Source organism: Pontibacter locisalis, assembly GCF_042684605.1.
GTDB classification, from domain to species: domain Bacteria; phylum Bacteroidota; class Bacteroidia; order Cytophagales; family Hymenobacteraceae; genus Pontibacter; species Pontibacter locisalis.
Genome location: NZ_JBHULU010000009.1, coordinates 154145 through 176704, shown reverse-complemented (window position 1 = coordinate 176704; position 22560 = coordinate 154145). Strand labels below are relative to the sequence as shown.

Here is a 22560-nt window from a genome sequence, read left to right as displayed (position 1 = left end):
GAAACATGAAAAACCTCCTCATTACTCTCCTAGTTTTCTTTGTTAGCACCTTCACTTTACTCGCTCAAAAATCAGATACTTATCTGATCAGAGCAGGTAAAATTTTCGACTCGGAAAAGGGTGTTTTTATCAAATCACAGGATATTTTAGTAGAAAATAATATCATAAAGGGCGTCGGGAAAAATTTAAAAGCAGGAAATGACGTGAAGGTTATTGATCTCTCCTCTTATACTGTCATTCCCGGATTAATTGATTCTCACACGCATCTACTTACAGATCTTGCGCAGGATAATAATACTATCGGAGGAACTGTTGAATACATCACCACACAGGATGGTGCTTACCGTTCTCTGAGAAGCGTTCAGTTCCTGGAATCTTACCTGGCTGCTGGTTTCACTTCTGTGAAAGACTTGGGCAACTCGGGCATGTTTCTGGATATCTCCTTGAAAAAAGCCATTGATAACAACTTTGTCAGAGGCCCAAGAATGTTTGCTTCAGGGCCTATCTTAAGCTCTGTGGGAGGCCAGTTTCCAGGGCTTTCACACGACTATGGTCATTTAAGCAGCTACAGAATACCGTATCATTAAAAGTCCGGATGACGCACGCTTTGCAGTAAGAGAGCATATAAACTATGGTGCCGATTTGATAAAAATATGTGCCGACAATTCACCAAATAATACCGCTCTTACCCGTGAAGAGATGCAGGCAATTGTGGAGATGGCGCACGGCTTTGGCAAAAAAGTAACTGCGCATGCTAACAGTCCTGCCTCTATTTCGAATGCTGTTCTCGCAGGAGTAGACGGTATTGAACACGGCTATCGTATAGATGATGCTACGCTTGCTCTGATGGCTAAGCACAACGTGTACCTGGTGCCTACAGATTATCATGTCGCCCCTATCGGCATTGCTTATCACAAAAAAGGCGGTTGGACGGATGAGCAGGCGAACGGCTTTAAGAAAGTTCTGAATAACCGCCTGAGGTCAGCAGAGAAGCAGAACGTAAAAATTGTTTTTGGCTCTGATATCTATATTGATTTTGAGATGCCTAGAGGAGATGCAGCCAAAAATGTTTTTAAAGCCTATATGGATGCAGGTATACCGCCACATAAAGTACTGCAGTACGCCACTATCAATGCCGCTGACTTTATAGGTGCAAAAGACAAACTAGGTGTACTAAAGCCAAATGCTTTCGCTGACATCGTAGCTTATAAGGGAGATCTAGAAAAAGACTTTGAAGCCATATTTAACAAAGCTGATTTTGTTGTTAAGCATGGTAAGATTTTAGTCAATGAAGCAACTAACTCAGGTGAAACAGCTAGCAAAAAATAAACCTCAGGCAGAGCCTACCGTGACCTGAAATCTATTTTCTGATTTGTTGAAGTATAAGCCCGGATCAGACCGAAGCCTTCCTTGATGTAGATTCCCTGGATGTATGAAAGCGGATAGAAACCGTTAAAGTATGCTTCATCCTCTGAAAACTGTGGCGACGCGAGGTACAAGTGATATACTTTTTCATGTTGCACACCATCAAGATTGATGCTTGAAAAGTACTCCTGCTTTACATCATGCGGTTTATAAACAAGCTTGTCAGGATTTAGTGAGAAGGCGAAGGTTCTGACCGTCTTATAACTGTTGTAGGTATTCGACCCTTTAGTTACCGCCACTGGAAAATTCGTTTCGTACACCAACGAAAAATGAACAACATCATCTACACTTTCCTTATTCTCTATCTCACTGTAGCCTTGCGGCTTGTAATTTTTAGTCAACAGTATACTTATGTCCAGAGGGAGCGGGTTTGTATTTGAATAAGCTCCGATCCACTTATTCTGGGCATTGTAGTATTCCACGCAGTCAGAAACCGCTCCTTTACCGTGTGTCCTCTTACCTGCTTTCTCCACAGGAACAGTTTCCAGGAAAGTATCTCTTGAAGTTCTGTACCCCAGGTTACCTACTTTGTTATTAAACAGAACAGTCAGGTTTTCTTCCTTTTCAATAGCCGGCACAAAGCTATCCAGAGTTCCATTGAGTTCTATCTCGCCCAGATAGATATCTTCGCATTCGCAAGAGGCTAAAAATAAGCCTAATAAAGCGATGCAGGCTGCAAAAATTTGCTTCGCCGCTTTCATGCAGGAAAGATAATCACAAAAGCAATATATGCATTAAAAAGGCAAAATAAATCATCAAATTTACATACTAATATTCCGGCACCTTTTTAGCTTAGTATAAGTTCACTATCTTCAATAGTTCTCCGACAGGATACGTATAAAGCTTTTAACCCTGCTCATATGAAGAAACTCTTATTGCTCGCATTTTTCAGCATAAAACTTTTAAATGCGCAAGCTCAGGATAACAACTGGACCTGGGGAGGACAGTTGGATCCTGCACAGGCTGCCTATGATGTGAAGCACTATACCCTGAACCTGGCAGTAGACCCTGAAAATAAATCGATATCGGGTTCTGCAGATGCTGTGGTAAAAATCATTTCGCCCATCGACCGCATAAAACTGGACCTGATAGACCAATATAAAGTGAGCCAGGTACGGGTAAACGGCAAAAAGGCAAAATTTACCAGAACAAAAGATCAATTGATTGTACAGCTAAAAGAGCAGTATAAACCAGGAGAAAGAGTAACAGTAAGCGTTGATTATGCTGGCACTACACCGGAGGCTGTAAATCCGCCCTGGCAGGGTGGCTTTACCTTTAGTAAAGATGCGACTGGGAAACATTGGATTGGCCTCTCCTCCCAAAACGAAGGTGCTAAAATTTTCATGCCTGCCAAAGATCATCCATCCGATGAACCTGACGAAGGTGTGGAGCAGTTCATTACTGTACCAGCACCATACCAAGTGGCAGCCAACGGAGTTCTGATCTCAAAAGAACAGAAAGGTAATAACATCACTTATCACTGGAAAACCGATTACCCTATCAATAACTATGGCATAAACTTTACAGTTGGTGACTTTGCTGTAGCTCAGAAGGAATATACCACTGTAAATGGAAACAAAGTACCAATGGTTCTTTACCTTCTAAAGCAGAATGAATCCAAAGCACCGGAGCTTATGGCGGTTCTTGAAAACAGCGTAAAAACGCAGGAAAAATATTTCGGGGAGTTTCCTTTCTGGAAAGATAAGATCGGCATTGTAGAGACGCCTTACCTGGGCATGGAGCACCAGACAATAAATGCCTATGGCAACAACTACAAATTTACTAAAGTTGACACTACTACCCATGACTGGCTGCTGTACCACGAACTCGGGCATGAATGGTGGGGTAATAAAGTAAGTGTAAAAGACTGGGCTGATTTTTGGGTACAGGAAGGCTTGACTACCTACGGCGACTGGCTTTTCATAGAGGAACACGGGGGGCATAAAGCTTACCTGGATCAGGTAAAACAAGTAGGCAGGAATATCCGCAACCAAAAGCCTGTTATTGTAAAAGAATTCGCTTCATCTGATGAGGCCTACCACGGCGACATCTATACCAAAGGAGCTTATGTAATGCATACACTCCGCTACATCCTGGGGGATGAGGTCTTTTTCAAAACAATCAAAAACTTTGTAACCGATCCTGCCTATACGTATGAGAATCAGATAAAAACATTTGATCTGCAGAACTATATCAATGTGAACACAGATCATAACATCACGCCTGTGTTTGACATGTACCTGCGCACAACCAAATTGCCTGAAGTGCTGGTGAAGCAAACCGGGGATGAGACATATACTGTCCAGATACCGAACATAAACTTCTCGTTGCCTATGGATGTAAGAACGGACAGCGGTGTTCAACGGCTTGAGCTCTCTAATAAACCTGTTATTGTTAACTCAAAGCAAACTCCTGTTATTGATGAAGATGAGTGGTATCTAAAAAAGGTAAAAGTTGAAAAGCAGGACTTATAGAACCCTGTTTATCTACGCTGAAGCTCCTTGGCTGGAGCTTTTACTAAAGAAAAACGCCTGCTGTCTTTTACATAGCAGGCGTTTTTTGATGATCACTGTTAAATCACATTTACAACAACCTTTCCATTCGTCTTGCGGGTTTCAATCTGCTTATGGGCCTCGGCCATATCTTCAAACTCATAAACATGCGAGACATGTGGCCGTATATGCCCATCCCGCATCAGTTCCGCAATCTGGCTCTGATCCTCGCCGCTGGAATGCACCAGGTAGTTCTTCGCTTCTATGTTGCGCTTCTTTGCCTCTTCCTGAACTCCTTCTTTAGCACCTCCGAGTATAGAAATGATTTTACCTCCGTTTTTCAGGGCTTTTAGTGAATTCCTTGTGTTTTCCTCTCCCAAAGAGTCCAGTACAATGTCAGCATCCATCACGACCTCGGCAGGGTTGTACGCATGGTAGTCAATCTGCTCATCAGCCCCCATATTCCGAATAAAATCATGGTTCTCGGCAGAGGCTGTACCGATTACAGAAGCCTTAAAATACCGTGCTATCTGAACGGCAAAATGACCTACCCCACCCGCAGCTGCATGAATGAGAACACGTTGGCCGGCTTTTATTCCTGCCTCATGCACCAGCACCTGCCAGGCTGTTAAAGCAGCTAAAGTAGCAGCAGCTGCTTCGTGGTGGGGTATGTTGGCAGGTTTATGCGCCAGGTGATCCTCCGGCGCCACTACATACTCAGCGTAGGCTTTGCCATGACCAGGGAAGTTAACCATCCCAAACACCTCGTCACCCTCCTTAAAATAGCTTACATCCTCTCCTACAGCCTCCACTGTACCAGAGATATCCCAGCCTAGAATAACAGGTGAGTCCTCCTTCAGCTTTTCATAAAGCCCTTTTCCCTCCCGCACTTTAGTGTCAACGGGATTTACGCTCAAAGCATGTACTCGCACCAACACCTCATTTTTCTTTGGAGAGGGCTTTTCCACATCCTGTACTTTAAGCTTTTCAACTCCCCCTGGTTCAGTTATTACAATCGCTTTCATAGTGTTTAATCTTTCAGGTTTACAATAGAACGTATTCTTTTGAACTTGACTAGCTGCAAAAGGTTATCTTATTGCCTTCCAAATAATTACCCACTAGTTTGAATAAATTGGACATAAAGTATTCAGCTTCTACTAAAGCGCTGAGGCGTTGATTCACTCTAAAAAGCAATCAAAACTTAGCTGCTTCTTAATTTTCTCCTGAATTTCTTATAAATTATAGTCCCTATGTTTCGGATACTTAAGAAATCATAGTAGATTATTATCTTACTTGTTGCAGTTCCTGAGCACTTGATTGGAAAACATGTACTTAAACTTTTTTGATATTATTATCCTTTTCGGTGCATTACAGGGCCTTATTCTTAGCCTGGTGCTGTTTTTCTCCAAACCTGTTGAGCAAACTACAGGCAAGAACTATTTCCTGGCGCTTTTACTGCTGATTTTGGTATATAATGGGTTAGAAACATTTAGCTGGAGTTCTGCTTTTACGCACTACCACTATTTTTTCAACCTGTTTTCAAACGTACTGATTTATGGTTTAGGCCCCTGCCTATATCTCTACCTCAGATCCTTCACACGCCCGGAATCACTTACCAGAGAGCTGATAGCAAAACATTTTGCCATTGTTGCTTTCATGTTCCTGATAAGGCTGATCATTCTGGGTATTGCTGTTTTAAATACAAGCGGCACCTATGTAGAACTTTGGAGTGCAGACCTGGATAATTTACATACTGTCGTCTCTGACAACTTGAGCGTGGTCATTTTCTGGCTCTACCTGTCCCTGTCTTCCCGTGAGATCTGGCTTTACCAGAAAGAGCTGGATAATGTAACACCTGAAGAGCAGGAGGCTTTTAAGTGGATGAGGTCCCTTTTTATCTGTATGCTCATTTTGGGGACAGCATGGGCTGCTACTACCATTTACCCGGTTGTTGTAAAAGCAACTAACAATAACTATTACTATCCTATAGAAGTACTGCAAGTGCTGTTTATTTATTGGCTTGGAATTACTGGTTTCTACCGGATAAAAGTGGTACATGTAGAAACCCAAAGTAATTCGAATGCTTTCTTTGAAAGCATTCCTGCTGACACGCTACAAGAATGTGAAAAGGCCCTGGTAAAAGCCATGGAGCAGGACAAACTGTATCTGGAAACTGATCTGAGTGTAAACAAACTGGCGGATCATGTCCGGTTAAGCCCGAAAACGATCTCTGCTGTTTTGAACCAGCACATGCAGAAAGGTTTTAATGAGTTTGTAAACTACTATAGGATTGAAGAGGTAAAGCAAAGGATGGCTAAACCTGAAAACCAATCCCTGACTATTGCCGGTATTGCCTATGACTCAGGCTTTAACTCCCTGGCAACATTCCAAAGGGTGTTTAAGACTTTTGAAAGCATGACACCAAAGGAATACCTGGCATTGGTAACAAAAGGTGAGCCTAAAAAAGCCTGACATGTGTACCAATATCATTTACTTTGCAGAAAATATACCCATGAAAGACTACAAGAAATATTACATTATACCAGCTTCACCTGAAGAAGTATATGCAGCTCTAACCAATCCTCTTACCATTCAACTCTGGTCAGGCGAAAAAGCAGTTATGTCGGCAGAGCCGGGTACTGAGTTTGAGCTGTTTGAGGGAAGTATAGTCGGAAAGAACCTGGCCTTTGAAGAAGGAAAAAAGATAGAGCAGCAGTGGTATTTCGGAGAGCAGGAGGAGCCTTCTGTTGTTACCATCAAGCTGCACCCCCACAAGTATGGCACTTCCGCCGAGTTAAGACACACCAATATTCCTGACGAAGACTATGAAGACATTGTGGAAGGCTGGGACGAAGCCTACTTTGGAGCCATTATAGAATTTTACGAAGATTAGTCGATAGTCACATTTAGTTTTTTCCTTTTTCAGAAGCAACCTGAAGTATACTTTCTGCATCTACCTTACATGCCTTTTAAAGGTAGCAGAAACAATACTTCTAAAACTATGGAAAAAGAACTAACCCAGGTAAAACGCCAGCTCAGTTGGCTAAAGTACTATGCTGTCATCAGCAGCACCTTCTTCATGGCTTTCATGATGCTCAGCATGTCCTCTAAGAAAAGTGATGTGATCCGGGCTAAAGGCATTATTATCGAAGACAGCCTGGGGCGCGACAGGATTTTGATCGGTGCAACCATCCCTCCTTCTAAAGACAGAGTCAGAACGAATCCTGAAAAAGTGCGCGAAACCTGGGCCAAGAGCATGGGCGGTGAAAAGTACATGAAGAATTACGCTACTTATGAGCATGGCGAAAACGGCATCATCTTCCTGAACGAACAAGGTTATGATAAACTGGTATTAGCAGAAAATGTTGGGGACCCAAACACAGGCAAGCGCCTTGTAAAAGCAGCCGGCTTCTCTTTTAACGACGATGAAGGTTATGAGCGCGGTGGTTTAGGTATTTCGAAAACACAGGAAGAAAAGTACCGCGTTGTGTTTGGCATGGACGATCCGAATGTAGGCGAAGCGTTGCACCTGTTCCTGCTGGAGGATGGCACAAAGGGCATGCAGATAGCCTATGAAGGAGGACGCATGCTCCTGGGCAGGGCAGAGGCCAACAGTGGGGTCTTTGGAAATAAAGATGAGTTTGCCGGCATCAAAATTGAAAACAAAGATGGCAAGGTACTCTGGGAGAAGAATGCTTATCAGCAAACAGTAAAATAAGTTACCTTTTATACCCTTCCGCAGCCCTTGCTTACATCTAGCAGGGGCTGCGGCATTTTAGAACCGTCTGTTTACAATTATGTGCCTGGCAAGCAGTTGCAATATACTTTTCTACTCAGTCAAAGCTGCCTAATCCGCAAAATTTCATCAACATCTGTATCATCTTCCCGTTTATTAGAACATTCGATGTTGGTTTAATATTTACTTGCAGCTATGAAGAAAACCTTAAAACTAAAGAACAAGAACCTTAAAGTAAAAAAAGTAGCCGCTGGTGCACTTTCATCGGGCGCTTTGGCAGTGGGAGCTTTTGCCTGTGGTGCGCTGGCTGTCGGCGCTATCGCTATCGGTACTATAGCCATAGGTAAAATGGCTGTAGCTGATTCCCGGGTACGAAAGCTTAGAATTGATGAACTGGAAATTGATACGTTAACAGTAAACAGGCTGGAAGTAAGGGAAAGGATTACACCACCCGAACTTTAATCCTGCAGAAAGCAATTATAACTTACCTGCCTCTCTCCTGCTCAGGTATCCAAGCACTGTGTGCACTTCTGCCAGGTCGCCTTTGGCATTGTATTTTTGTATTCGCTCCATCTCTCCAGGAATAAGGCCGGCGCGGGTACCTTTTACCTTTCCCTGTGAGTGCTTTACCTCTTCGTTCCAATCCAGGACTTTTCCAGGAGAACTATACAACTTGAGGGATGGGTAAAACTCAAGGGCAGCAGTTACTGCCGCCATAAAGGCACGTGGTTGCTGAAAAGGCGAGGCTGTTACAACTATTTGCTGATACTCTTTTTCCCTGGCATGAAGTACCATGGCCTCTGCTTCGATACGAGTGTTAAGCTGCTCCCTTTCCCGTGAAAGCAGAACAGGCTCAATGGCCTCTCCCACTTCTAACCTTACAAGCTCCTTTTTCCATACTTCAAACCCTGGATAGCCGCTCATAGCTTCTGTCTGAAGGAATAAAAGCTTATTTACCTTTCTATTTCTGTACAGATCCACGGACGTACCGAAAACAGACTGCTGGTTATCTTCTGTCTGGCCGAACAGAAAGACAGCATCTGCAGGCTTAGAGGGGAGGGTATCACATAGGGTTCTGATGATCAGTTCTTCTATCATAGAGCACCTATACGCACCGCTTGGCATCTGGATACCCTGTACTGCTGCTTTTACTGATACGCCGGACAAGTCGGCTTCTTGCGCCTGTTTCTGTTGCCTTTGCTCTGAGGAATGCTATAGATCAATCCTAAGGAGGTGATATAGTAATGGTCATCTTTATCAGGGTTGCCAGACTTACTGAAACCATCCAGGTAATCGGTGAAGGAGGCAAAACGATAAGAGGCCTCTGCGTTTACTGAAAGTGTAGGAGAAACAGCATAACGGAGACCGCCTCCTGCCAGGGCAACCGGAATATTGTTCGGAAGGGGATGTGCCAGATCTTCATCCAGACCAGCAGATTGTTTAAACTGGGTTTCAGAAAAATCACGCTCAATATTCAGCCTGGTATTACCGAAGCCTCCCAATACATAAGGAGTCAGATTAACATTACGTATAAAATTGCCCACGTTCACAATGTTCCAGACAACCTGAGCAGATACTTCAGTAACAGGAGTATTAAACTTGAAATTGCGTTCCCTGCGCCAGGATGGATTAGCATACTTTGAGTCATCACCGCTCAGGCTGCCCTTTGCCAGATTTATCCTTAGCGCCAGTGGCCCAACCATTTTCACACTGCCAAATACCCCAAAGCCACCCCTTGTTGTCTCTATGGATCCAAGTGCAGAAGGAGTTAAATCACCTTGATAAATAAAGGCACTTCCATGTGCTCCCACTTCAAACTTAGAATTCTGTGCCTTAGCCACAAAACACATACTTAAGCCAACAACTGCTAAAAACAGCCCTCTCTTACAGCGTAAAGATAATTTCATCAGAACAATATCAAGAAGTAACAAAACCTCACTTCTCCGGCAAAAGACTAACAAAAATGTCCTGGTTTGCCTGAAGCAGGATTCATGAAAGTGAAATAACGATCCCTCAACTCATTCCTTATCCTCAGAAGTTTCAATTTTTCCTGATAAAGACGAGATTCAACGATGAGTGCAAAACAAACTAAGGGCAGTTAAAATATGCAGCGGAGTGGTCATAAAAAAAGCCCCTGCAACAGGGGCTCTTTTATGGTAAGTGAACAATAATCAGGCTTTCTCAGCTTCTAAAATGTTCTTGATACGGACTAATGCATCCTCTATGTGGTATTTTGTCAGTTGGTTGGTATTCCTAGCTCTTACGGCTTTTAACTGCTTTTCCAGCTTCACCAGCTCTCCCCTGGCAATAGAACGGATATCAGACTGGCTCAGATCAACGGGTGTTCCAAAGCGACTGCTTCTGGACGGCTCCTCATTGATCAGGAAGTTCATGCGGTCCAGGTAAGCTTTCTGTAAATTCCGGCGGTAGATATCAATGTTCTTGCCGCTGTATATTTCACTCCAGATACCTCGCTGCAACTGGCTTACCATATCCAATGCATTGTAGTCTACGTTGTTAACCTCATTCTCCATCAGGCGAGCCATTCTATCGGCAGAAAGCAGGTTGTTCAGGTGGCGTACCTGCAGACTTCTGATACCCTCCACGTGGCTAGCATGGTGAATATTTCTGCTGATCTGGGAATGATGCAGCCACTCCGGAGAGGCAAAGGCATTGTCCAGCACCCAGTTAATAGATGCCGCCTGCATTTTAGCCGGCACCGGCGTATACACAAAACCTTTCTGATTTGGCTTCAGGCGGTTCTCATACACCCCGCCAACGTTTGTTACAACGTGGCCGATGTAGCGGCTCCACACCCCTAGCAGCTCACCGTAAAGCTCGTCCAGGTCATTGTAGTCATTCGTTTCTACTGCTGTCCATTTTGTGAGTTGTGGCGCTACCAGTTTCAGATTCCTTAGGCCGTAGGTACTTGCTTTGATCGGATCATCACCAATACCCTCTGTCTGGCTTGCAGGATCATACCCACCGCTGCCGCTTCCGAACTGGTAAACAGGGTCGTTATTGGTAGCTTCTATCCATTTGGAAAGTGTAGGAATCTCTTCCTCCGGGCTTTTGGCATCCGGCAGGTAACGATAACCCCAGTTAATGGCATAATGGTCATAAGGACCTAACTGGCGCACGAAACGAATATCTTTGTCACCAGGCTGCGCTACGTAGTTGTAACGGGCATAGTCCATGATGGTAGCAGCAATACCATACTCCTGCGTAAAGGTACCGGAGCGAAGGGAGTCTGTATCGTAGGCAAAGCTGGCTTTCATGTTGTGTGGTAAGCCTAACGCATGCCCTACTTCGTGGGTAATCACTTCCAGCATCATCTCACCCAGGTCTTCCATGGGTGTATTCAGGGTGCGGGCACTCGGGTTAGCTGCACCTGTCTCCAACAAGTACCTGTTTCTGTAAGAGCGAAGGTGGTTGTGGTACCAGATAATATCACTTTCAATGATTTCGCCGGAGCGAGGATCAGACACGCTCGGCCCCATGGCATTTCGGGTAGTGCTGGCAACGTAACGAATTACCGAGTAACGTACATCCTCCGGGCTGAAATCCGGGTCTTCCTCTTTTGTTGGCGGGTCTTTTGCAAGTATGGCATTTTTGAAGCCCGCAGTTTCGAAGGCTTTATTCCATTGCTCCACCCCTGCTTTTATGTAGGGGCGCAGCTTTTCCGGAGTAGCAGGATCCAGGTAGTAAACAATTGGCTTCACCGGCTCAACTAACTCACCCCGCTTGTAGGCAGCCATATCCTTTGGCACTAATCTCCATCTACGAACAAAAGATTTCTCGTCCGCTTTGTAGGCCTCCGATCCGTAGTCAATCTGGCGAATATTAAAGTAACCCACGCGGTCGTCGTACATGCGTGGTTGCATCGGCACTTTAGGCAGCAGCACCATCGACTGGTTCATCATCAGGCTGATGGCACCAGTTTCAGAGTTTGAAGGTGGCTCTGCAGCATCGTAAGTAAAGTCCTGCTTCACCTCGATGTTCAGCGGAAAGCTCTTCACACTGTTGATGAAGCTTCGGTTATCATCCAGCTTACTTACCTTATAGTTCTTGCGCATATCTGAGTCCAATCCACTGATTGCTTTGATGTCACTCAGGAAAAACTTTGTAACATCAATTACATAGGCACTGGAATCTTTTGAAAAAGCGGCAATGTCGAAAGCATACAGGGTAGGCTGGTAATTATTAGCCTTCACTGACAGGTTGATCGGAAGGGAGTCTGCTGCTATAGCACTATAAGATTTCGTTTTCAGTACGATCTTATTGTCTACTTTCTGCCACTCTACCATCTGCTCATTCACAGAAGAACCTGCATTCACATACCCCCCGCCAAGGCCGGAAGGAAGATTAGCAAACCTGCTGATCCACAAAAAGTCGCGGTTTAGCAACGTATCAGGTATTTCGTAGTAATACTTATCTGCTACTTTATGAACTGTGAAAACACCGGCATCTGATTTTGCATCTTTTGTAATAACTTCACCATAGCTTTTGATGCCGTTTTTAGAAGGCTTTGGCTTTTCTGCTTCCACACTACTAGCCGTTCCTTTTTGAGAAGTAGCGGTTTTAGTACTGGAACAGGAAGCCTGTGTAAGTGCCATAAGCAAACCTAAGCTTATAACCTTGTAAGACTTTAGCATGAGTAAGAAGGTAGTTTAAAGTTAGATAAACAGTAAGCTGCATACTTATGCAGCAGATATAGTTTTTAAAGTTAAGGCATCTCGTTATAAAACCCCAATCAGATTTGTTTTTATAGCTAATTGGGATCTTCATGTTTTGATTTTTAATCAGACAGCTAAACCTAAGCACCAGGATTTTCTGTTTTATACTTTATCTTGCAGTGGTTCTCCTACAATTACCTATATGAAGCATTTTACACTTGTTGTTCTGTTTATACTTACTGTAATGTCAGCACAAAGCCAAAACCAGTCTCCAACTCCCTCTGTAGAAGCTCCCGTAAAATTACAATTGGAAGGCTATAACAACCGTGATATTGACACCTTTGTACAGGCTTTCAGCGATAGTGTGAAGGTTTATCGGCAGCCGGGAGTTTTAACCTACCAGGGGAAGGAAGAACTGCGCAAAAGATATGGAGCCATGTTTGCCGCCACTCCTGACTTACATTGCGAGGTGGTTAACAGAATTATTGCCGGAGACGTGGTTATTGACCATGAGAAGGTACAGCGAGTGAAAGACAAACCCCGGACGGATGCCATTGCCGTATACCGTGTGAAGGATGGGAAAATAGTTGAAGTAACTTTTATACCGCCGCACAACGAGCAGTAAGGGGGAGTCCTTTATAAGCAGGAGTCGGGATATTTACTTAATTTTGCACCCTATGGCAGAAGTACAAAAGAACAACCCGCTGCATGGTAAAACCCTGCAGGCGATACTGGAACACCTCGTGGATTATTATGGTTGGGAGGAGCTCAGCCATAAAATCAACATCAACTGCTTTAAGAGTAACCCAAGTATAAAATCAAGTTTAACGTTTTTGCGCAAAACACCCTGGGCACGTGAGAAGGTGGAGAGCCTATACCTGTACACCCTGCGCAGAAGCAGAAAGACTCAATAAGCTGCTGCCTCGCACTTTTTTACATGTACCTACATTATTTATCTTATAATATTTGCTTTTCTAAAAATTAGCTACGACCTTTGTCATCGTAAAGTCAATTATCCTCACAAGGATTTGATTTATAAAGAAGAAGGGAGAGAACAGGCTCTATGAACTTCTAGCAACCAGTCTTGGTACCAGGTGCTAATTCCTGCCTAAAATAATTAGGGGATATAAATTCACAAAAATGGAAATTTCAGCTTACCAGCTTACTGCCGCTCCGGCAAACATTTTCAACCAATCATCATTTGGCGTTTATTCGCTGTCTTCTGTTATAACCTGTTGTTGTTGCTGTTGTTGTTAGTTCAACTGCAATTATTCTGGTATTTGCTGCGCTTTAGAACATCGCAGTAATAAATCTTTTGCAATTCCCTGAACTACTGTAGCCTTTTTGCTTGTGCAGATATGGCTCTCTTTCCTACTATACCCTTTTCAAACGGGCATGGGTGGAGGTTGTTCACTACTCACCTATACCTATTGTTATTGTTTTAACCCGGTGATTTTACATCACCTGTAACACTACACCTATACCTGAAAAAACAATTTTATGTCAACATCATCATCTATAAAACCGGTTGCCATTTTTCATGAGCACCAGGAATGGTTTAAGCCGTTGTTCAACGAACTGGATGCACGGGGCATTCCTTATGTGCGCCTGAACGCTGCTGTACATTCTTATGACCTGGCAGAGAAGGAGGTACCTTACAGCGCCTTCTTTAACCGCATGAGCCCATCGGCTTACCTGCGCAACAATGAGAACGGCATCTTTTACACACTTGGCCTGCTGGCACATTTAGAAGCTAAGGGAGTGCCTGTAGTAAATGGCTATAAAGCATTTCAGTATGAGGCATCAAAAGCACTACAGCTAACCCTGTTGGAAAAACTTGGCTTGCCCTACCCTAAGTCGCGTGTTATCAACCATGCCTCACAGGCAGTGGCAACAGCCGAAGCTTTGCGTTACCCGGTGGTTGTAAAAGCTAATATTGGCGGAAGCGGTGCGGGCATCGTGCGCTACGATTCACCGGAAGAACTTGCTTCGGCAGTTGCAGCCGGTGATGTGAAACTGGGCATTGATCATACGGCTCTTGTACAGGAGTTTATTCCTGCCCGCGACGGTCACATTAACAGAGTAGAGACTTTGGGAGGGAAATACCTTTACGCCATAAAGGTATATACTACCGGTGAAAGCTTTAACCTCTGCCCTGCCGACATCTGCCAGACAACAGGTGGTAAAGAACTGGTGAGAAATGCCTGCGCCATTGATGCTCCGAAAAATGGAATGAAGGTAGAAGGGTTTACACCCTCACAGGAAGTGATTAATGCTATTGAGTTGATTGTACAGTCATCAGGCATAGATGTAGGTGGCATAGAATACATCATCGACGACCGCGATGGGCAATTATATTATTACGACGTGAATGCCCTTTCCAATTTTGTGGCAGACGCAGTGAACGTGATTGGCTTCAACCCGCATGCACGTCTGGTGGATTTCCTGGAAACTAAAGCTCAACTTAAACTACAGGAGGTATAAAATGGAATTCGGATATTGGTTACCCGTTTTTGGAGGCTGGCTCCGCAACGTGCCTGACGAAGGCATGGACACTTCCTGGAATTATGTAAAAAAGCTGGCACAGCGCAGCGAAGACTGGGGGTACAGCTTGTCCCTTATTGCTGAGCTGTACCTGAACGACATCAAAGGCAAAGAAGCACCATCGCTGGATGCCTGGTCAACAGCGGCAGCTCTGGCTGCTGTAACAGAGCAACTAGAGATAATGGTGGCAGTGCGACCAACTTTTCACAATCCTGCCATCCTGGCGAAGCAGGCCGCGAATATCGCTAACATAAGTGGAGGCAGGCTTTCACTTAATGTAGTTTCCTCCTGGTGGCGCGATGAAGCGACAAAGTATGGTATTCACTTTGAGCAGCACGACGATCGGTACGCCCGTACGAAAGAGTGGCTCGATATAGTAACAAGCGTTTGGGCAAAAGACCACTTTTCTTACAATGGCAACTATTATAATGTAGAGGATAACATACTGCAGCCCAAGCCGGTTAAGAAGCCATTCATCTACGCTGGAGGTGAGTCAGAAGCCGCTAAGGCTCTGATATCGAGCCAATGCGATGGATACGTAATGCACGGGGACTCTCCTGAACTCATAGGCAGGCGCATTGCCAACATGCGAGAAAGAAGAGAAGCACTGGGTCTGCCTCCGATGAAATTTGGTGTGGCAGCTTATAGTATAGTCCGTGATAATGAACTGGAAGTAAAAAAGGAGCTCGCACGCATCACTGATGTAAACAATACAGCTGCAGGATTTGATAACTACCAGCAATGGCTGGCAGGCACTCAATTGGAAGGGCAACTCTCACTACAGGAGTACTCTGTATCTAACCGTGGCTTGCGCTCCGGTTTAGTAGGCACTCCGGCAAAGGTGCAGGATAGAATTGCTGCATTTGAGGCAGTTGGGGTTGATTTCTTCTTACTGCAGTGCAGTCCGCAACTGGAAGAAATGGAGCGGTTTTCTGAGGCTGTGATACATGCTCATAAAGGAGCTAAGCTTTCTGCTTAACAAAATACACTTTACAACTAGCAAATCTATAACACTAACTAATCTTAAGCCCCTCTATTTTGCAGAGGGGCTTTTTTGTTACTATAAAAAGAACAGGACCATCCCAAGCAGGCCCACCAACAAAGTGGCCAGTAATGTAGGTCCCATGTTGTTAGAGAGTATTAAGCGATACTCTTTTATGTTGGCAACAGAAGCTGCCGCAATGATGTTAAAAAGGCAGATGGCATTCCCCATAGAGGCTCCCGATAACTGAAGCGCTAACATGGTTACAGGTTCAATGTTTAAAGCAACAGCGGTTTCTAACTGAGACGCACCGAACACAATGTTAGAAATCGTGGTGCTGCCAGTGATGAAAGCGCCCAACACCCCGATAAAGGGAGCTACTACTACATAGGCAGTGCCAAGTGAGCTCATCAGCTCTGCAATATAGCGCACCATAGATGGCTGTGTGACACCGGAGTGAATCATAAGCTGTGCAATTGCAACCGAAGGGAAAAGCACTACAAACACTCTCCCGATCTTCATTAGTAGTTCACCCAGATAGAGCGACTCACTTTTCTTAAAGAAAGCAACTCCCATACCTACTACTAAAAAAGGCAGCAACGGCGATTGCAGTGGTTTGATTGCGCCGTCAATAGTTGTACCGAACATCCCCGGAAAAACAAGCTCCATGCCTATCCAACCTTTTAAAGGCTCCCAAAGCTTTGGCAATAAGAGTAAAAACGCCAGCACGGCATAGGGTAGCCATGGCTTTAAATTAACCGGCCTTTTGCCCCGCCCCAAATAAAGCACTGAAAGCCCCAGCATGGTTAATGAACCCAGTACAGTTGCCAGCTCAGGAACAAGCCACGCAAAAAAGCAAAAGGGTACAGCAAAAAAAGTATACAGGAGGAGTACCTCTTTTCTATGCTCCAACAGGCCATGCTCCCTTGTTACCATCCGGAATACCAGCAGCAGCACCAACACACCTGCCAGTGCAACAAGTAGGGCTGCGGTGATAGCTATGTTGTAAACCTGACTTTCAGAAAGGCCAAGCGGCACCTGTAACCCCGTTAAAACAGGGGTTCCAACAGCTCCAAACAAAGCTACCAGTCCATCAAACAGCAGCACCACCGACACCGACAGAATTGCCCCGAAACCCAAAGCCACAAGAATGAGCGGTACAATGGCTCCTGGTGTACCGAAACCGGCCACACCTTCGAAAAAAGCAGTAAGCCCCAACGCAAGCAGGAAAAAGCGTATCTCTTTAGACGGATGCAGCCTGTCCAGAGAATGACTAATTTGCTCTATCATTCCCGTGTGCTGCATTATATTGTACAGAAATACAGCCCCAAGCACAATCATGAGGATGTTAATGGTCGTAAGCATAGATACTCCCAGCGCACCAAGATATTGATTAATGTCTGCTCCCCAGAAGAAAAAAAGGAGGGTTGTCACCAGCCAACCCACTGTCACTGCCTCCTTCACCCCTCTGAGGAGCGAAAGCGCTACAAGAACAATAATCGGCAACAGAGACAGGAAGTAGATCATTTACAGAAACAAGTATCACTACAAAGCTTTGTACAAAGAACACGTTAAACAGGAAAACAGGTTACCCTAACATTAACTGACCTGATTCTTTATACTTCAGATTACCCAAATCTACCATTTCACGAATAAGTACAGAGACCGCCTCTGAGTGCTTTGGCTCGAACAGGCTTACCAGATCTCTGGGTAAATAAGGCTTTTCTTTTACCAGCTCCAGCACTTTATCACGCAGACGACTTTCGTCCTTTTCTTCCCGCTCCTTTTTCCGCTCAGCAAGACAGAAATCACATACGCGGCAACGCGCATCAGTTATCTCCCCGAAGTATTCCAACAGTAGCTGGGTACGGCACCTGTTATTTGTTTCTACGTAGCGGGCCATCTCTTTTGCCTGTACCTCTGCCCTCTCGCGCAGCTGGTTTAGCTTGTTTATGTTCAGAGGCAAAGAACCTGCACCTTCACGGGGTTTGGTAAAAGTGATCTGAGGTGAATCGCGCTGCGGCTCATATACCAGCACCTGCAATTTATGCAGGTATTCCAGCTTACGGCGCAACTCCTGTTCCTGAATCTTAAGCTGTTGCGCCATTTTACTCTCGGATATTTTCACAAATGAAGCAAAAGCTTCTCCTCCATATATCCGAAGTATCATCTGGATAAGCTTGTCGTGGTCCGGGTTCTTTAACTGAAAATCGTATAGCGCGGTATTATCCATTGCCAGGTTTAGCCTTGACGGAGCATAACACCCTTCATTCAACTGTACATACCCCTCCGACTCAAGCCGTTTCACAGCATGGTGCGCCTGGAGAGCGGGTAGTTTATAGTTTTTTGCAAAGGAAGCAAGATCAAAATCGAAGCTGCTCATGAATCCACTGCCGACTGCTAACTGGTAATAGTTTGCCAGGCATTGATATACTCTCCTGATAAAGTCGACAGGTGGATGCGCATCCTCAATCTTGCTTATTAGCTCAGCAGTATCGTTTGGCCCAAAGAGTATGGTAGCATAAGCATATTTCTCATCCCTTCCTGCACGACCTGCTTCCTGGTAGTAAGCTTCCAGGCTCTCCGGCAGGTCAAGGTGCACTACCAGCCGCACATCCGGCTTATCAATACCCATTCCGAAAGCATTGGTAGCCACCATTACCCGTACTTTGTCGTCTATCCAGGCTTGCTGCACAGCGCTTCGGTCCTCAAACTTAAGCCCTGCATGATATGCTGCTGCCGAAATGAGCCGGCTTTGCAGGAATTTGGCCATTTCAACCGTTTGCCTGCGGCTGCGCACATACACAATACTTTGCCCTGGCATGCGCTGTAGTATCTCCAATAACCGATTTGTCTTGTTTTCAGTGTAGAGGCAGGAATAGGACAGGTTGGAGCGCGCGAAGCTCTTTTGAAATACATTAGCCTTCGGAAACTTGAGTTTCTGCTGGATGTCTTGTTTTACCTCTTCGGTGGCAGTGGCAGTTAAGGCAATTACAGGAACACCGGAAAGTACCTCCCTCAGCTCCGCTAGTTGCAGGTAGGGAGGCCGGAAGTCATACCCCCACTGCGAAATACAGTGTGCTTCATCCACGGCCAGCAAGCTAATCTTCATTCTTTTAACCCGCTCCTGGAACAGATCTGTAAGCAAACGCTCTGGTGACAAGTACAGAAACTTCACATTGCCATACACGCAGTTATCCAGGGTAACATCGATTTCCCGGCGGCTCATCCCAGAATAAATAGCTACTGCATTTATACCACGTTGCTTTAGTTGCGCTACCTGGTCCTTCATCAGGGCGATCAGTGGGGTTATTACCAGGCAAAGACCATCCAGGGCAATGGCAGGCACCTGAAAGCACACGGACTTTCCTCCACCAGTAGGTAGCAGGGCCAGTGTATCATGCCCTCCCAGCACTGAATAGATAATATCCTCCTGTAAAGGCCTGAAGGTGTCATAGCCCCAGTAAGTTTTGAGTATGTGCCGGATGTCTTGCAAGGAGAGTGCTTTTGTGCGAAGATAAAGGATACACAGCAGAATTCAGACACAAAAAAAGCCCCACTTCTTTCGAAGCGGGGCCATAACTACTGGTAATCAAACATTAATTAAGCTGCAGCTGACTGACCGTCTTCACGATCCTCGATAACTTTTTTCAGTTTCTCGATTGCCTGTGCCGCACGCTCCTCGTCAAAACGGTTGATGTTCAAGAGCATCTTCGTCTTTTCCTGACGTGTGATTGTCGGATTGTTCAGCAAGCTGATGATCTCTTCCTTCTGCTTTGCAGAGGCATATCGTACACTGGTACTTAGCTCTTCAGCTTCAGCTTTTGCTTCTGCAGCAGCAGCCGATTTCATAGTAGCTTTCTTTTCAGTTGGCACCGCAGGCTTGGCTGCTTGCTCGTTGCCGCCATAATCCATTTCCTCAGAAGGAGTTGGTTCATAACCGGCAGCACGAATAACCCAGGCCAGAATATTACGATAAGCTTTACCGATTGCCCTGGTCTGCGCCATAGAGGCAATTGCAAACTCCTGATAATACTTTTTACCCTGCTCACGGTTAGAGCAAATCGCAAAACCAGCGCCTACTACCTGCTGACTGCGCAGGTCAAGCAAATTAACCTTTGCCTGGTATTTGATCTCATCGTCTGTACTGATGTTAACCACATGTTCCACTACAGGCAAAATACCTAAACGCGAACCGGCATACTGCCAACCCTCTACGTTTACATACTCCTTACCCTGTATATTCTGGTATAACTTGTTTTCTTTTATAAATTTTGCCAGATCAACAGCCAAATGAAGTGTTTCGTCAGACTTGGCTATGTCGTAGCTTTCGACCTTCGGTTTCTTTTGCACCTTCGTCTCTTTATTTGGTTGATTCATAATAAATTAGCTTTCATGTTTGTTGTACATATATCAAACATAGCTGTACAGCAAATAGTGCAAAAAATCAAAAAAAATATCTGTTTTATTTAACTGATTATCAGTTACTTACAAAATATTTTTCATCAAGTTTTACGCCACTGCTCCAGCTATCGCCAATAGCTAAAAATTGTGCAAAGGGTAAAGAATTAGTACGTAAGAAATGAGGTTTAGGTAAGGGAGTTTTACTTAAAGCCTAACGAAGCAAATGCATATAAGCAGCGCCCCCTGTAATTGGCAGGGAGAATAGAAATACAGCAGGATGGGGTATTTGCTTTAAATGATGTGCGACTCCTGCACAATCATTCCGTCCTTCATTACCAGTGTCCGGTCTGCCATTTCTGCCAGCTGCTCATTGTGGGTAACGATGACGAAGGTTTGGTTGAACTCACTACGAAGGCGGAAGAATATGTCATGCAGTTCCTGTGCATTCTTGGAGTCCAGGTTACCGCTTGGCTCATCGGCAAAGATAATCTGAGGAGAATTAATCAATGCCCTGGCAACTGCTGTACGCTGCTGCTCCCCACCCGACAGTTCAGACGGTTTATGGTGCAGGCGGCTTGTGAGGCCAAGCATGTCGAGCAGATTCTCAGCCTGTTCCTTTACCTCTTTCTCAGGTCTTCCGGCTAGCAGGCCTGGTAAGCTGGCATTTTCTAAGGCAGTGAACTCAGGGAGCAGGTTATGGAACTGAAAGATAAAGCCAATATGCCTGTTCCGGAACCTGGCCATATCCGTGGCATTAAGTTTAGCAATGTTCCGTCCTTCAAAAATTACCTCACCGGAATCGGCTGTATCCAGGGTTCCTAAGATGTGAAGCAGAGTACTTTTACCGGCACCGGAAGCCCCTACTATAGAAACTACTTCGCCGGCAGCTATAGACATATCTATACCTTTCAGAACCTCCAGCGAACCGTATTTTTTATGGATGTTAGTTACCTGCAGCACAACGAATATATGTAGGTGAGTATGTAGAGGAATATATTAAACTGTCAAAGCTACAAAACATACCTTAATACTTCTACACCACAGCTCAATAAAACAGCCTTTAGCTTTTCCTGACGATTTTCCTTCTAATCAGCCGGGTTCTTCCCCCCTGATCTTCGCTATTCCCTATGTGCTCTTCAGCCGCATCAACAGGTTCAGCTCTTATCACATCTTTAACCCAAAGCTCCCTTACTACAACCATTATTACGGCTAGAAGAGGCGCAGCAAGCAATAAGCCTAGAGCACCAGCTAGAATACCGAGCAATACCTGGAAAAAGAGAAGCAAAGCAGGTGGCAGATCAATAGCCCGTTTAAAGATCAGTGGCATAAACACATAGCTCTCAAGCAGCTGAATTCCAAAATAAACGACGGCTACAATAATGGCTGTCTGCGTACTTTGCGTTAAGCCGATCAGTACCGCTGGAATACCCGCGAGCCATGGTCCGATGTTAGGTACAAACTCAAAAAAGAAAGCCAGTACCCCCAGGGCATATGCCATCGGAATACCTATTATCTTGAAAGCAATGACCGTGGTTACACCTACCACTGTCATGGAAATCAGCACCGCCACCAGCCACTTTTTAATCGTCTTGTATAGCTCGTCCAGCAAATCCAGTACACGATCCTGGTTTCGGAGTGGAAATAGGCTGGCAAATCCTTCAGTGTATAGTTTTGGAGAGGCAGCAAAAAACAGCGCCGTAATCAACACAATAAAAAAATCAATCACAAAGCTAAAGGTGGATGATATCCAACCTGTTACCTTTGAGAACAATGAACCCGGACTAGACAAAAACGAGGTTGCCTGACCGGACATAAGCCCAGATAAAGAGAGATCATCAGGCACTTTTTGCAGCAGCGTATTCCCCCATCCATACTGGCTTAGCCATTCCTGCACCTGTTTAATACCCTTAGGAATACTGCTCCGCATCTGCTCAAACTGGTCCGCCACCGTTGGAGCTATAAGCCAGAAAGCGCCGATAATCACTCCAAACACTAATATCACAGACAGAAACAAGGCAAGCCCCCGGTTCATTTGTGTTTTATCCACAATCCAGGTTGTAATGCCGCAGAACATGACTGCCACTAAAACAGCGGCAAAAATTAACAGAAAGAAATATAGATGCCACCCGACAAGGTAAAAACCCAGGACCATCAGCAGCAGGATGAAAGCTGCAATGGCAACTCTTTTGGCGTACATGTATATATTCATCATAGGTGTGGCTTTCTATTTTAAGTCAGTTTTCTTCTAGAGATACTCAGCAATAACCTGCCGTGTTACAAAAGGCAATGGTGTAGCAGTTT

The 22560-nt window shown here is 44.9% G+C and carries 21 protein-coding genes and 1 riboswitch; of the genes, 11 read left to right on the top strand and 10 right to left on the bottom strand.

Going from position 1 to position 22560, the window contains the following annotated elements:
* Positions 1-5: 5 nt before the first annotated feature.
* Both ACFSRY_RS06470 and ACFSRY_RS06465 read left to right on the top strand, forming a co-directional pair.
* Positions 6-587, top strand: coding sequence for an amidohydrolase family protein (locus tag ACFSRY_RS06470; RefSeq protein ID WP_377504230.1), 582 nt, complete (start codon positions 6-8; stop codon positions 585-587).
* A complete protein-coding gene (locus ACFSRY_RS06465) occupies positions 580-1329 on the top strand; it encodes an amidohydrolase family protein (RefSeq protein WP_377504427.1) in 750 nt (249 codons plus the stop codon). Before ACFSRY_RS06470 ends, ACFSRY_RS06465 begins: the two co-directional genes overlap by 8 nt.
* Positions 1330-1343: 14 nt before the next feature.
* On the opposite strand, the gene ACFSRY_RS06460 is transcribed toward ACFSRY_RS06465, so the two are convergent.
* The gene (locus ACFSRY_RS06460; RefSeq protein WP_377504228.1) at positions 1344-2126 is read right to left on the bottom strand and encodes a hypothetical protein; all 783 of its coding nucleotides are present in this window, start codon (positions 2124-2126) and stop codon (positions 1344-1346) included.
* 159 nt (positions 2127-2285) lie between these two features.
* On the opposite strand from ACFSRY_RS06460, the gene ACFSRY_RS06455 reads away from it, so the two are divergent.
* On the top strand, positions 2286-3899 hold the full coding sequence (locus ACFSRY_RS06455) for a M1 family metallopeptidase (RefSeq protein ID WP_377504226.1): 1614 nt from the start codon (positions 2286-2288) through the stop codon (positions 3897-3899).
* 98 nt (positions 3900-3997) lie between these two features.
* Here ACFSRY_RS06455 and ACFSRY_RS06450 read toward each other — a convergent pair whose 3' ends face one another.
* Positions 3998-4942: an NADP-dependent oxidoreductase gene (locus ACFSRY_RS06450; RefSeq protein WP_377504224.1), complete on the bottom strand. Its 945-nt coding sequence runs from the start codon at positions 4940-4942 to the stop codon at positions 3998-4000.
* A 301-nt stretch (positions 4943-5243) separates the two neighbouring features.
* Here ACFSRY_RS06450 and ACFSRY_RS06445 point away from each other — a divergent pair, with 301 nt between their 5' ends.
* The 4 genes from ACFSRY_RS06445 (at position 5244) to ACFSRY_RS06430 (ending at position 8115) form a co-directional block, all read left to right on the top strand.
* On the top strand, positions 5244-6389 hold the full coding sequence (locus ACFSRY_RS06445) for a helix-turn-helix domain-containing protein (RefSeq protein WP_377504222.1): 1146 nt from the start codon (positions 5244-5246) through the stop codon (positions 6387-6389).
* Positions 6390-6429: 40 nt separating this feature from the next.
* A complete protein-coding gene (locus ACFSRY_RS06440; RefSeq protein ID WP_377504220.1) occupies positions 6430-6810 on the top strand; it encodes an SRPBCC domain-containing protein in 381 nt (126 codons plus the stop codon).
* A gap of 108 nt (positions 6811-6918) precedes the next feature.
* Entirely contained in the window at positions 6919-7635 is a 717-nt protein-coding gene (locus tag ACFSRY_RS06435; protein WP_377504218.1) for a hypothetical protein, read from the top strand.
* 213 nt (positions 7636-7848) lie between these two features.
* The gene (locus ACFSRY_RS06430) at positions 7849-8115 is read left to right on the top strand and encodes a hypothetical protein (protein WP_377504216.1); all 267 of its coding nucleotides are present in this window, start codon (positions 7849-7851) and stop codon (positions 8113-8115) included.
* A gap of 15 nt (positions 8116-8130) precedes the next feature.
* On the opposite strand, the gene ACFSRY_RS06425 is transcribed toward ACFSRY_RS06430, so the two are convergent.
* The 3 genes from ACFSRY_RS06425 to ACFSRY_RS06415 form a co-directional block, all read right to left on the bottom strand.
* Positions 8131-8751 carry a YdcF family protein gene (locus ACFSRY_RS06425; RefSeq protein WP_377504214.1) on the bottom strand — a complete coding sequence of 207 codons (621 nt, stop codon included), beginning with the start codon at positions 8749-8751 and terminating at the stop codon, positions 8131-8133.
* A gap of 50 nt (positions 8752-8801) precedes the next feature.
* Entirely contained in the window at positions 8802-9560 is a 759-nt protein-coding gene (locus ACFSRY_RS06420) for an outer membrane protein (protein ID WP_377504212.1), read from the bottom strand.
* 264 nt (positions 9561-9824) lie between these two features.
* Positions 9825-12269: a zinc-dependent metalloprotease gene (locus tag ACFSRY_RS06415; protein WP_377504210.1), complete on the bottom strand. Its 2445-nt coding sequence runs from the start codon at positions 12267-12269 to the stop codon at positions 9825-9827.
* A gap of 262 nt (positions 12270-12531) precedes the next feature.
* Between ACFSRY_RS06415 and ACFSRY_RS06410 the strand changes: the two genes are divergently transcribed.
* The 4 genes from ACFSRY_RS06410 (at position 12532) to ACFSRY_RS06395 (ending at position 15852) form a co-directional block, all read left to right on the top strand.
* On the top strand, positions 12532-12954 hold the full coding sequence (locus tag ACFSRY_RS06410; protein ID WP_377504208.1) for a nuclear transport factor 2 family protein: 423 nt from the start codon (positions 12532-12534) through the stop codon (positions 12952-12954).
* A gap of 52 nt (positions 12955-13006) precedes the next feature.
* On the top strand, positions 13007-13243 hold the full coding sequence (locus ACFSRY_RS06405) for a VF530 family protein (RefSeq protein ID WP_377504206.1): 237 nt from the start codon (positions 13007-13009) through the stop codon (positions 13241-13243).
* A gap of 116 nt (positions 13244-13359) precedes the next feature.
* Positions 13360-13462: riboswitch (SAM riboswitch) on the top strand.
* Positions 13463-13829: 367 nt separating this feature from the next.
* Positions 13830-14813 (top strand): ATP-grasp domain-containing protein, encoded by a 984-nt coding sequence (locus tag ACFSRY_RS06400; protein WP_377504204.1) that lies wholly within the window; start codon positions 13830-13832, stop codon positions 14811-14813.
* A gap of 1 nt (position 14814) precedes the next feature.
* Positions 14815-15852 (top strand): LLM class flavin-dependent oxidoreductase, encoded by a 1038-nt coding sequence (locus ACFSRY_RS06395; RefSeq protein ID WP_377504202.1) that lies wholly within the window; start codon positions 14815-14817, stop codon positions 15850-15852.
* An 81-nt stretch (positions 15853-15933) separates the two neighbouring features.
* Here ACFSRY_RS06395 and ACFSRY_RS06390 read toward each other — a convergent pair whose 3' ends face one another.
* From ACFSRY_RS06390 to ACFSRY_RS06370, 5 genes are all read right to left on the bottom strand, one after another.
* A complete protein-coding gene (locus tag ACFSRY_RS06390) occupies positions 15934-17382 on the bottom strand; it encodes an L-lactate permease (RefSeq protein ID WP_377504200.1) in 1449 nt (482 codons plus the stop codon).
* A 61-nt stretch (positions 17383-17443) separates the two neighbouring features.
* Positions 17444-19351 (bottom strand): RecQ family ATP-dependent DNA helicase, encoded by a 1908-nt coding sequence (locus ACFSRY_RS06385; RefSeq protein WP_377504198.1) that lies wholly within the window; start codon positions 19349-19351, stop codon positions 17444-17446.
* A gap of 107 nt (positions 19352-19458) precedes the next feature.
* On the bottom strand, positions 19459-20235 hold the full coding sequence (locus ACFSRY_RS06380) for a hypothetical protein (RefSeq protein ID WP_377504196.1): 777 nt from the start codon (positions 20233-20235) through the stop codon (positions 19459-19461).
* 315 nt (positions 20236-20550) lie between these two features.
* Positions 20551-21219, bottom strand: a complete 669-nt coding sequence (locus ACFSRY_RS06375; protein ID WP_377504194.1) for an ABC transporter ATP-binding protein — start codon at positions 21217-21219, stop codon at positions 20551-20553.
* Between the two features lie 100 nt (positions 21220-21319).
* Positions 21320-22471 (bottom strand): AI-2E family transporter, encoded by a 1152-nt coding sequence (locus ACFSRY_RS06370; RefSeq protein WP_377504192.1) that lies wholly within the window; start codon positions 22469-22471, stop codon positions 21320-21322.
* Positions 22472-22560: the final 89 nt, after the last annotated feature.